The sequence below is a fragment of the Pseudomonas sp. P5_109 genome, from assembly GCF_034009455.1.
In the GTDB taxonomy this organism is placed as follows: Bacteria; Pseudomonadota; Gammaproteobacteria; order Pseudomonadales; family Pseudomonadaceae; genus Aquipseudomonas.
In genome coordinates, this window is record NZ_CP125380.1 from 4,399,261 (window position 1) to 4,411,029 (window position 11,769).

Here is an 11,769-nt window from a genome sequence, read left to right on the forward strand (position 1 = left end):
CCTACCCTCGAGGCTGGTCTAACCATAACGATAAAAACGGAGACGCCATGCCTCGTTTCACCTTGAGCCCTCGTGGGCTGCTCGCTTGCCTGATCACCGTCTGCCTGGCGCAATCGGTAGTCGCCGCCGATGCACCGGTCGCGGCCAGCGCGCAGACCACGACCAGTAACGCCGCCGTGCTGCAACAACTGCCCTTCACCGACCGCACCGACTTTGAATCGGTCTCCAAGGGTTTGATCGCGCCGTTCAAGGGCCAGGTCAAGGACGCCTCGGGCAAGGTCATCTGGGACATCCAGGCCTATGACTTCCTCGCCAAGGACAAGGCTCCGGATTCGATCAACCCGAGCCTGTGGCGCCTGGCCCAGCTCAACGCCCATGCCGGATTGTTCGAAGTCAGCCCGCGTTTGTATCAGGTACGCGGCCTCGACCTGGCGAACATGACCATCATCGAAGGCGATGACGGGCTGATCATCATCGACCCGCTGACCGTCGCCGAAACCGCCAAGGCCGCGCTGGACCTGTACTACCAGAACCGTCCGCACAAACCGGTGGTGGCGGTGATCTACAGCCACACCCACGTCGACCACTTCGGCGGCGTGCGCGGCGTGATCGACGAGGCCGACGTCAAGGCCGGCAAGGTCAAGGTGTTCGCTCCCGCTGGCTTCATGGAACACGTGATGAGCGAGAACGTCTACGCCGGCACCGCCATGAGCCGCCGCGCGCAATACCAGTTCGGCAGCCTGCTGCCCCGTGGCGATCATGGCCAGGTCGACGCCGGGCTGGGCAAAAGTTCGCCCAACGGCGGCACCGTCACCCTGATCCCGCCCACCGACCTGATCGACAAGGAACTGGAAACCCGCACCATCGCCGGCCTCGACGTGGAATTCCAGCTGACCCCGGGCACCGAGGCGCCGGCGGAAATGAACCTGTACCTGCCGCAACTGCGCGCCTTGTGCATGGCGGAAAACGCCACGCAAATGATGCACAACATCCTCACCCCGCGCGGTGCGCAAGTGCGTGACGCCAAGGCCTGGGCGGAGTACCTGGACAGCAGCCTGGCGCGTTACGGCGACAAGAGCGACGTGTTGTTCGCCCAGCACAACTGGCCGACCTGGGGTGGCGAACGCATCCGCACCTTCCTCGCCGACCAGCGTGACATGTACGCCTTCCTCAATGATCGCACCTTGCACCTGCTGAACCAGGGCCTGACCCCGCTGGAAATCGCCGACTCGATCAAGAAACTGCCCGGCAGCCTCGACCAGAAGTGGTACACCCGTGGCTACTATGGCTCGCTGAGTTTCAACACCCGCGCGGTGTATCAGCGCTACATGGGTTTCTATGACGGCAACCCGGCCAATCTAAATCCACTGCCACCGGTGGAAACAGCCCGGCGCACGGTCGAGGCCATGGGCGGTGAAGCGGCGGTGCTGGAGAAAATGCGCGGGGCGATCGCCAAGGGCGAGTACCGCTGGGCGGCGCAATTGGGCAATCAGGTGCTGTTCGCCAACCCCGACAACGGCGATGCCCGCAAAGCCCAGGCCGAGGCCCTGGAGCAAATGGGTTATCAAAGCGAAAACGCCACCTGGCGCAACATGTACCTGACCGGCGCCATGGAACTGCGCAACGGCGTGCCACCTCATGCGGGCACTTCGGTGTCGGTGGACATGGTGCGGGCGATGAGCCCGGAGATGTTCTTCGACTACCTGGCAGTTCGCCTGGACAGCGAAAAAGCCGTGGGCCATGACCTGACCCTGAACTGGACCTTCGAGGACCAGAACAAGGACTTCAACCTGACCCTGCGCAACGGCGTACTGACCCACCGCGCCGGCCTCAACGCCCAGGCGGATGCCGGTGTGAGCATGAGCAAGGCAACCCTGGAGCAGATCAGCCTCAAGCAACTGGACTTCCCGACGGCAATCCAGAAAGGCCTGATCAAGTTGCAAGGCAATGGCAAGAAGCTTGGGGAATTGATGAGCAGCCTCGATACCTTTGCGCCACAGTTCAATATCGTCACGCCTTGATACCGTCTTCGCGAGCAAGCCCGCTCCCACACTGGATCTATGTTGCTCACAAATGCTGTGAACAGCCTGGATCCCTGTGGGAGCAGCTTGCTCGCGAAAGCGGTGTGTCTGGCAACGATGATGTTGAATGTGATGCCCTCTTCGCGAGCAAGCCCGCTCCCACACTGGATCTGTGTTGCTCACACATGCTGTGAACAGCCTGGATCATTGAGGGTGCGGGCTTGCGACGGCTGCATACCAGCCGATCACGGGCGAACGAAACCCGCAAACAGGCCGACCGGTAGGTCGCCTCGCTTTGGCTTTTGATTTGGCTTTTGATCTTCTTGCCCCATCGAGAGGCCGAGCGCAGGTTCTGCGCAGTGGGCAACCCGGCATGGATGCCGGGTTAGCCGCCCCGGCCATGGATGGCCGATGGCGGCGGGCCCACGGAGCAGGACCGGAGCGAGGGCATGCCGAGCCTAGGCGAGGCACCGAACGAAAGGGGCAAGAGCCCTTTGGTTACTTTGGGGCTTTTCCAAAGTGACCCGCTGTAAGAGCGGAACCCTAAGCCGCCGTTACCGCAGCAATGGATATGTACACCCGCAAGCCAGCGTCGAATGACAGACCTTCGCGAGCAGGCTCGCTCCTACAGGGTCCCCGTTGTGCACAAAGATTTTGACCGGCGCAAATCCTCTGTAGGAGCGAGCCTGCTCGCGATGCGGTCAAGCAGACACCACTTCAACCACCGGCATTTGCCAACGTTGATTAACCACCTGCTGCCCAGGTCCATACAGGCGCAGGACCAGGCTGAACGCCCCGCTTGCCGGCGTCGGCAACCAGTTGCTCTGCGCAGGTGGAGCGGTATTCTGCAGGATCAACGTCACCCCACCATCCGCATCCGCTTGCAAACGATCCCGGCTGCTCAGGCAGTAGCGATTGATCGCATTAGCCACCAGCTGTCGGTCCGGCAAGTCATACAACGTCAGCGACCAGAACTCGCTGGCCGGCGGCAATTGTCCCGGTGCAAAACGCAGGCGATAGCTTCGCCCACCTTGCAAGGGTTGCCCCTGATTATCCAGGCGAGTGCCGGTGTAGAACGCCTCTTCCACGCTGTTGCCATAGATGCCGACATTCGCCGCGACGGCACGGTTGAGGTAATTGCCGTTCAGCGCTTCGCGAGTGCCGAACAGCCCGAGGGTGGTGCGCACCTGGCTCACCGCGGTTTGCAGTTGCGCCTGGGCGTCCTGAATCCCGGCGAGCAGTGCCTGGCGCGTGGCTTGCGGCAACGTCGCCGGGTCAAAACCCTGGCCAGGCGCGATGCCGATCCGCGCAAAGCGTGCACGCAAGGCTTGCTCGGACGGTTGCGTCGGACACAGGCTGAGGATCTGGTTCAGCGCCGGGATAAACTCCAGCCCCAACCCGGTCTTGCTGTCCCAGGGTCGCCAGGCGATCGCCGGCGCCGCCACGGGCGGTGCACTGCCGATGTATTCGTGCAACGAACGCAAACCGTATTCCTTCTGCAAGGCGCGCACCGCCGGCAAGTCCCCGGCGTTTTTCAGGCCCGTGCGCCCCAGCACCATGACGATTTCGGTTTCACTGCGCAGCACGGCCTTGACGCCGTCCGGTGTCGGGCCTTGCCAGCCGGGCCCGGCGATCAGGTAATTGCCCGCTTCGCGGCCGGTGCTGAGCACGCCGACATAGGCAAAGTTGTGGGTGTACTGGTCGACCAGTTGCAGCACGTAATAGCGGTCGTCATCGACCGCCGGTACGCTCAACACCTGCGGCTCGCTGCGCAGATCGAGCCAGGCCCAGGAGTACGGCGTATCGTTATTCGGCGTGACGATGTCGCGGTTGTTCGGGGTGAACAACTCGCTGTAGTGGCGGAAGCGGTTAAAGCCGCCGACGTACTCCGGCGCAGCCGGGTTGAGCGCCTGTTTTTCCATGGTCTGGTAATGCATGAGCATGGGGTACGCGTAAATCCACGCCTCTTTGGCAATCTGCCGAAGGTCATCGGAATCAGCGGCCAGCAACCAGCTCGGAAACATCAGGCTGCCTCCCAATACCCCCATGCTGCCCAGCACCCGGCGGCGACTGAAAATCAGGTTCATGATTCGATCCTCGTTATCGTCGGCAACTGATAACTCCCGTCCAATGCCCCGCCCTTGGGCAGGTACAGGCGCAACAGCAGGTTGAACGGACCTTGCGGCGTCGGCAGCCAGTTGCCCTGCGGCGTAGCCTTGGGCGCATCGGCTTGCAGGATCAGAGTCAAGCCACCGTCGGCATCGTATTGTAGACCAGGGCTGCGATCGCCCAACGCGTACCGCTGAATCGAGTTGGCCGCCAGCAGTTGGGTTTTGCCGTCATACAGGGTCAGCGACCAGAACGCATTCACCGGCGGCAATTGCCCGGCGGGGAAATGCAGGCGATAGGCGTGCTGGCCGTCGAGCATCTGCCCCTTTGCATCGTGCAGCGCCATCGGGTACAGCGCTTCCACCGCATTGTTGGCATAGATGTAGCGCCAGGCGACCGCGGCACGGGTCAGGTCGTCGTCGCCAAACTTGCCGACATTGGAAGGCGAAGGGAGCCAGCCCTGCTGCTCCACCGACAGCTGGCTCGACGCTGCGCGCACCTGCTCGCGACCGGCTTCGGCGCCTTGGGCGATGGCTCCGGCCAAATCCGCCGGTGCCAGGAAGGCAACGCCCGGCTTCACGCCGATGGCAGCGAAACGGGACAGTTTTTCCTGCTCGGCGGCGCTCCATTGGTGCAGTGGCGCCAACGCGTTGAAAGTGTTGAACAGCGTCTGTGCCGGCCCTTGTTTGGTGTCCGTATACGCTGGCAGTTGCAGCGCTGCCAACGGTTCAGGCGTCACGCCGCCACTCACTTTGGACAACGGCTGCAAGGCATAACCCGTCAGCACTTTCGCCGCGTCCGTCTGGTCTGCTTCGCCTTTGACCTCGGTGCGTCCCAGCAGGAACACCAGCCGGCTCGGCGAGCGGATCACCCCGCTGATGCCCGACGGCACTTCACCCTGCCAATCCGGCCCGGCGATCAAGTAGCGCCCGGCCTGATCGCCCGTGGCGCGAGTGCCGATGTAGTCGAGGTTGTCGGTGCGCATGTCGACCAGTTGAAAGCTGTAGTAACGCCCCTGCACCGCCGGCACGTCGAGCACCATCGGCTCGCTGCGCAGATCGAGCAAGGCGCGGGAATAGAAGGTGTCGTTGTTCGGCGACACCACTTTGTTGTCCTGCGGGCCGAGCAAGCGCGGCTCGCTGTAGAGCCGGTTGAACGGCAGCCTGGCGGCGATGGCGCTGAGCACTTTGTCGTGCTCGGCGGTGGCGTAGGCGAACACATAGGCCTCTTGTGCCAATGCCTTCGCCTGGGATTGATCGAGGGTTGTGGCGTGAACAGTGCCCAGGCTCGCGCCCAGGGCCAGTGCGGATATCCAATTGCGCACGGTAGATCTCCCTTGTGGAATCAACGATTCACCGCAAACCCTGTGGGAGCGGGCTTGCTCGCGAAAAGGGAGTGTCAGTCGACTACATTGCTGCCTGACACGCCGCCTTCGCGAGCAAGCCCGCTCCCACATTGGACTTGCTCTGGCATTGCGAATGGTTACTTGGCCCAGCGCCGCAGGTCCGACGGGGTGTAGTCGTCGGTCTTGGCGGCGAAGCCCACGCGCATCGGCTCGGTCTCTTCGTTGGCCAGGCCGCCGGCGTAGTAGCGTCCGGAGATCAGGTCGTACGAGGTTTCCAGCACGTTGTAGGTGAAGCCATGGTCGTACTGTTGAATCGCGTGCAGTTCACCGCTGCGCCACAGTTCGCCGCGGCTGTCGTACTGGTCCGACTGGGCGATCTGCCAACTGTCCTCATCGACATAGAAGCGGCGCTTGGCATAGATATGCCGGGCGCCCGGCTTGAGGGTCGCTTCCACCACCCACACGCGGTGCTTCTCGTAGCGGGCCAGGTCCTGGTTGACGTGGTTGGGCTGGATCACGGCGTCGTACTTGAGGTCGCGGCTGCCGATCTTGTAGCTGTTGTAAGGGATGAACAGCTCCTGCTTGCCCACCAGTTTCCAGTCGAAACGGTCCGGCGCGCCGTTGTAGCCGTCGATGTTGTCGGCGGTGATCAGGCCGTTGCTGTAACGGGCGCTGTTGTCGTAGGCGATCATCGGCGCACGACGCACGCGACGTTGCCCCGGCAGGTATTGCCAGGCCGAGCGCGGCTCGGCCACCTGGTCGATCGGCTCATGCACCAGCACCGCTTCGCCGGACAGGCGCGCCGGTTCCAGCACCCGGCTCTTGAACATGAACAGGATGTTCGAATTGGGTTCCAGCCCACCGACGGTGTCGGCGAAGTTGATCAGCGACTGGTTGCGCACGTAACTGGTGGCGCCGTTTTCACGCACCAGCGCCGAGCTGCTGATGCGCTCGTAACTGCCGCCGCGGTAACGGGTCATGTGGTTCCACATCACCTCCAGGCCTTCGGTGGGCAATGGAAACGGAATGCCCCTGGCGTAGTCATGCAGACCGTTGCCGCCATCGGCCATGCTGGTCTTGGCGACGTTGTCGCGGCTCGCCGACAACACATCCTTGGGCAGGTTGGCACTGCGATGAGTCGGGTAGATGTTCATCTTGTAGGTGTCGGGAAAACGCTTGAACAGCGCGACTTGCCCGGGGCTGAGAAACTTCTCGTACTGCGCCACGTTCTTCGCCGTGACAGTGAACAACAGTTTCTCGGCAGCATACGGGTCGCTGTAGCCGCCCTTGCTGTCGACGGTGCCGGCGTTGCTCGCCAGGCCACCGGTCCAGGCCGGAATGCTGCCGTCGGCATTGGCCGCCATTTCCGAGCCCATGGGGGTCAGGGTCTTGCCCAGTACCGCCGAATCGGTGCCTTTGGCCTGGGCCAGGCCGACGGTGCAGGCCAGGGCCAGCACGCACATTTGCATACGCATAACGGTTCTCCTTAGAAGTCTGCCTTGAAGCTGACGGATGCGAAATCGCGGTCGTCGAGGGTGCTGTAGTCGTTGGAACCGAAGAACGCGTTGTAGGCCAGTTCCACGCTGTAATCGTTCATGTAGACGCCGGTCAGGCTCAGGCCCAGCGCTTGCTGGCCTTCCTGGAACGGCCCTTGCGGATCGTAGGAATAGCCCGAGACGTCATGCCGCCAGTTGACCGCCGGGATCAGGTTGATGCCCGGCAGCACGTCGCTGTATTCGAGGCTGGCGCGCAGGCGATAACCCCACGACCAATCGGTGGCAAAGCCCTTGTCGGTGCAGTATTGGTTGGTGACGCCAGAAGCCACGGTGTTGCACGGCGTGCCGTTGCGCGGAGCGCTGCGGCCGAATGCGGCGTTGCGGCCCAGGCGCTCGTCGCCCAGATCGTCGATATGCACGACACCGGCTTCACCGAACAGGCTCAGGCGCGTGGCGCCCAGTACGTTGTCGATGGCCTGGGTGGCCGAGCCGGTGAACTGCCAGACACCCTTGCGCTCCCACGCATCGAACTGGCTGCCATTGGTGGTGCTGAAGCCCGGCGGCAACTGCAGCCAGGAACTGCCCCCGGGACCTGAAATCACCGCGACGTTGACGTCGGGCGCGTTGATGCCAAGCGGCATGTTCGGCCGGTAGCTCAGCTCACTGGCCAGGGAGATCCCGGTGACCGGCTCGACGCCGTTGAGGCTGATGCCGTACAGGTGAATGTTTTCCGGGAAGGCCGCTGCATAGCTCGGTCCCTGGATGCCACCGGGAAAGGTGCCGGGCAACGCGGTGTTCCTGGCATTGATGGTGAAATAAGGCAGGCGTGAGTGATAGTTGATGTAGTAGAACGCCGCCTCCGCATCGTTCAACGCCGGGATCATCTGGCGCAAGGCGAAACCGAATTGGCCATTGTCGGACGGTGACTCGTTGCCGCGAGACGTGGCGAACAGACCCGCGGCCTGCATCTGTTGATCGGTCTGCACCTGGCTCAGGTACAGCGGCCCGCAACCCGGCTGGATCACATCGCTGCTGGCAAAGAAGGTGCCGCAACCATCGAGGACGCTGGGGCGCCAGTTGTACTGGTAGAAACCTTCGAGGTTGGTGGTATCGGTCAGGCCGAAGCTGAAAGAAACCATCTCCACCGGCAACTGGCCTTCCTTGATCTCCACACCGGGACGGTTGAACGCCGAGATGTCCAGCGGGTTGATCACGTTGATGCCGTTCTGGATCAGCAGCGCCTCGCCCCAGGACAACACCTGGTTACCGACCTTCACGTTCAGCGGATGCTCGGCCACCTGGAAGTCTTTCCAGACGTAGGCATCGAGCACCTGGAAGCCCTTGAACTTGGCCAGGTCGTCCCAGCCCGAATCATCGAAATCCTTGAAGCGGCCATTGCCGGTTTCATAGGCGTGGTCGTACCAGTACTTGAACCGGATAAACGCGCCCTGGCCCTGGCCATCGAGACTGAAATCGGTGAGGCCCTTGAAGAGTTGCGAGATGGGATCGCCTTTCTCGAAGTTCAGCCGGTTGTCGTCCGCGCTGACGCTGGTGCCATTGGCATTCACGCCCTGGGCCTGCAAGGCATTGGCGCGGGTCATCAGGCTTTTGTCGGGGTTTTGCGTCGACCAGCTGCTGCCCAGGCTCAGGCTGGTCTTGGTCGACAGGCTCCAGTCTTCGTTGATATCAAAGGTGGTGGCGTAGGTCGGCCCCGTCAGTACGGCAAGAATCGCCAGCGCAAGGGGTTGCGGGCGGGTATGGCCAAGCCGGTGAAGTCGTTGGCGGACTCCGGCTGTGGCCGAGCGTTTTTTTATCATTATTGGGCTCCGGTCAGATTTGCTCAGCCCGGACACGGTGCCCAACTATCGACCGTGACACGCAAGCGATGGCCGACAAAAAATAATCATCGGGGATCTGTGGGCGCTTCTGCTGTGGCTACCTGTAGGAGCGAGCCTGCTCGCGAAGGTCTGTCATTCGACGCTGGCTTGCGGGTGTACATATCCATTGCTGCGGTAACGGCGGCTTATGGTTCCGCCCTTACGGCGGGTCACTTTGGAAAAGCCCCAAAGTAACCAAAGGGCTCTTGCCCCTGGCGTTCGGTGCCTCGCCTAGGCTCGGCATTCCCTCGCTCCGGTCCTGCTCCGTGGGCCCGCCGCCATCGGCCATCCATGGCCGGGGGCGGCTAACCCGGCATCCATGCCGGGTTGCCCACTGCGCAGAACCTCCACTCGGCCTCTCGAGGGGGCAAGAAGATCAAAAGCCAAAGCCAAAGCGAGGCGGCCTACCGGCCGGCCTGATCGCGAGGCTGTACATACCTCCTTTGTAGAAGCTGCGGTGCGGCGATCCGACTTGCCCGCGATGGCGCCATCCCAGCCAACCCTGCGGCACCTGACACACCGCCATCGCCGGCAAGCCGGGCTCCTACAGAGATTGAGTACATCTGAGAGAGATTGGTTGGCTTCCAGGCCGCCATCGCTAGCAAGCCAGCTCCTACAGTTTGATTTGCGTTTATCTGCGAGAGATTAGGTGGCTGTCAGGCCGCCATCGCCGGCAAGCCAGCTCCTACAGAGGGTCGGCGTACACCTTCGCTCTTCACCACTCATCAGGCCGAGCGTTAGCTCGCCTGCAGCTCTTGATCTTGATCCACCCGCCCCCTCGGGAGGCTGAGCGGAGGTGTTCATCCGGGGATTGGCGCGCAGCGCCGTTCGACGCAGTCGAACTCATCGCATGTAGGTGCCAGCGAAGCCAACCGGAGGGCGATGCCCCCGGATGAATGCCGGAGCGAAGGAACGCCGAGCCTAGGCGAGGGGCCGGACGCCAGGGGCGAGACCTTTTGGTTACTTTTGGGGCGTTTGCCAAAAGTGACCCGCTGTAAGAGCGGAACCATAAGCAGCCGTTACCGCAGAAACGGATATGTACTCAACCAAGACTACAACCCAAGCCGAAACTGCTTAGGCGTAATCCCAAATTGCTTGCGAAACGCCCGAATAAAATTACTCGGCTGCCGATACCCCAACCGCTCGGCAATCCGCTCGATCGGCTGATCCCCCGCCGTCAACCAGTGCCGCGCCATCTCCAGACTGTCACTGCGAGCATGTTGCACCGCCGCCGTCTGCCAGTGCCGCAACATGCTCTGATGCAAAAACGCATTAGCCCCCAAAAGTGGTTCATCGAGACTGTCCGCCGACAAGATCAGGCAAGGATGCCCACCGGTTTGCACCTCGACACCAACACTACGCAACCACTTCCCGGCAGCCTGTCGCGGCGTCAGGTGAACCGCGACAAACACCTCGGCCGGCGCACGCCCCAATCGTCGGGCAATGTTGCGCACCAACGTCAGGGTCGCCGCATCAAGGCCAAAAAAATGCGTCTGCTGGCCAACACTGCGCAAGTGCAAGCGAGCCTCCCCGCCACCCTCCTCCAGTTCCGCCACCACGCAGTTGGTCACCCGTGGCATGAACTCGGTGAAGCACGCCAGGCTCGCACGCAGGGTCGCGGCGGAGTCCAGCAGAATGTTCAACCCCCGCAGCGTGGTAGTCGCCATGCCGTTGACCAGTTCGCAGCCAAACGACACCCCCGCCCCCGCACGCTCGCATTCATTCCACAGACGCTCGACCAGGTGCGCAGGCACGTGCAAGTCCTGCCCTTCGAGCAACGAAAGGCAGATGCCGGCCCGTTGCAGCAGTTGGTCCTGGCACAGCCCGGACTGCCGTGCATGGCTGAGAATGGTGCGGGTGAAGGCGCTGGAAATGAACGGCTGGCTGGTCATGGCAAGTTACGGCGAGAAGACAGGCGTGTACTTATGCCAGTCTCTATGATATCGATCCAATGCATTAAAATTATCTGTCAGATGCAGGAGACGCATGATGGACCTACGACAACTCCGCCACCTTGTCGCACTGGCCGATTACCGCAACTTCGGCCGTGCCGCCGAGGCGATCAATCTCAGTCAACCGGCCTTCAGTCGCAGCATCCAGACCCTGGAGCGCGACCTCGACTGCGTACTGGTGGAACGCAGCAGCCGCGAGTTCCGCCTGACCGGCCAGGGCGAACTGGTGCTGCAACATGCCCGGCGCCTGCTCGCCGGCAGCCAGGCCCTGCACAACGAACTGACCCAATACAACGGCCTGACCGGTGGCGAGTTACACTTCGGCTGCGGCCCGTATCCGGCCCAGCTACTGGTCCCCGAGGCGCTGGCCGAATTCATCCAGGCCCATCCGGCGATTCGCATCAGTTTCCACCAGGGCGACTGGGAGCAACTGGCGGTCTGGCTTCGCGAACAGCAAATCGAATTCCTCGTGGCCGACGCGCGGTACTTCACCGGCGACCCGCAGTATCAGGTACAGCTGTTGCGTCCACGGCGCGGGCGGTTCTTTTGCCGTGTCGGTCATCCCCTGGTGCAGCAGCCGAACCTGTCCCTGCGCGCCCTGCTCGACTACGCGGTGGTCGGCACGCGAATGCCGCCGATGATCCGCAAGATCCTCGCCGACGTGCAGGGCGAGGCGGACTTCAACCCGAGCGTGGAGTGCGCGCAATTCGATGCCATCCGCCGCGTGGTGATGCGCTCCGACGCGGTGGGCATCGCCACCATGGAGGCCTTGGCCGAACTGGTCGACCAGGGCCTGATCCGCCTGCTGGAATTTGCCGATGTGCCCAAGGAGGACCCCGGCCTGCAATTGCACTACGGCATCGTCAGCCGCGCCGGCCACTCCCTGACACCGGCGGCGCTGGCGATGGTCGAGGCGGTGCTGACGGTTGACCGGCGCTTGCTGGCGTCGAATTAGGTGCATCTGAACGA

At 62.5% G+C, this 11,769-nt stretch carries 7 protein-coding genes; 2 read left to right on the forward strand and 5 right to left on the reverse strand.

Annotation, left to right across the window (positions count from 1 at the left end; genetic code table 11):
- The first annotated feature begins 47 nt into the window (after positions 1-47).
- Positions 48-2,021, forward strand: coding sequence for an alkyl/aryl-sulfatase (locus QMK54_RS19645; protein WP_320401182.1), 1,974 nt, complete (start codon positions 48-50; stop codon positions 2,019-2,021).
- Between the two features lie 701 nt (positions 2,022-2,722).
- On the opposite strand, the gene QMK54_RS19650 is transcribed toward QMK54_RS19645, so the two are convergent.
- From QMK54_RS19650 to QMK54_RS19670, 5 genes are all read right to left on the reverse strand, one after another.
- Complete coding sequence (locus tag QMK54_RS19650) at positions 2,723-4,108, reverse strand: DUF1254 domain-containing protein (protein ID WP_223593506.1); 1,386 nt, start codon at positions 4,106-4,108, stop codon at positions 2,723-2,725.
- Complete coding sequence (locus tag QMK54_RS19655; RefSeq protein ID WP_320401183.1) at positions 4,105-5,454, reverse strand: DUF1254 domain-containing protein; 1,350 nt, start codon at positions 5,452-5,454, stop codon at positions 4,105-4,107. The genes QMK54_RS19650 and QMK54_RS19655 overlap by 4 nt, the downstream gene beginning before the upstream one ends.
- A gap of 158 nt (positions 5,455-5,612) precedes the next feature.
- Entirely contained in the window at positions 5,613-6,950 is a 1,338-nt protein-coding gene (locus tag QMK54_RS19660; protein ID WP_320401184.1) for a DUF1329 domain-containing protein, read from the reverse strand.
- An 11-nt stretch (positions 6,951-6,961) separates the two neighbouring features.
- Positions 6,962-8,788 carry a DUF1302 domain-containing protein gene (locus QMK54_RS19665; protein ID WP_223593500.1) on the reverse strand — a complete coding sequence of 609 codons (1,827 nt, stop codon included), beginning with the start codon at positions 8,786-8,788 and terminating at the stop codon, positions 6,962-6,964.
- Positions 8,789-9,900: 1,112 nt separating this feature from the next.
- Positions 9,901-10,740: an AraC family transcriptional regulator gene (locus QMK54_RS19670; protein WP_110662889.1), complete on the reverse strand. Its 840-nt coding sequence runs from the start codon at positions 10,738-10,740 to the stop codon at positions 9,901-9,903.
- Positions 10,741-10,834: 94 nt separating this feature from the next.
- Between QMK54_RS19670 and QMK54_RS19675 the strand changes: the two genes are divergently transcribed.
- Positions 10,835-11,755: a LysR family transcriptional regulator gene (locus QMK54_RS19675; RefSeq protein ID WP_223593496.1), complete on the forward strand. Its 921-nt coding sequence runs from the start codon at positions 10,835-10,837 to the stop codon at positions 11,753-11,755.
- Positions 11,756-11,769 lie beyond the last annotated feature (14 nt).

Coding starts and splice junctions, on each gene's coding strand:
- QMK54_RS19670 (WP_110662889.1), bottom strand. CDS start 10,740: ATGACCAGCCAGCCGTTCATTTCCAGCGCCTTCACCCGCACCATTCTC.
- QMK54_RS19650 (WP_223593506.1), bottom strand. CDS start 4,108: ATGAACCTGATTTTCAGTCGCCGCCGGGTGCTGGGCAGCATGGGGGTA.
- QMK54_RS19645 (WP_320401182.1), top strand. CDS start 48: ATGCCTCGTTTCACCTTGAGCCCTCGTGGGCTGCTCGCTTGCCTGATC.
- QMK54_RS19675 (WP_223593496.1), top strand. CDS start 10,835: ATGATGGACCTACGACAACTCCGCCACCTTGTCGCACTGGCCGATTAC.
- QMK54_RS19660 (WP_320401184.1), bottom strand. CDS start 6,950: ATGCGTATGCAAATGTGCGTGCTGGCCCTGGCCTGCACCGTCGGCCTG.
- QMK54_RS19665 (WP_223593500.1), bottom strand. CDS start 8,788: ATGATAAAAAAACGCTCGGCCACAGCCGGAGTCCGCCAACGACTTCAC.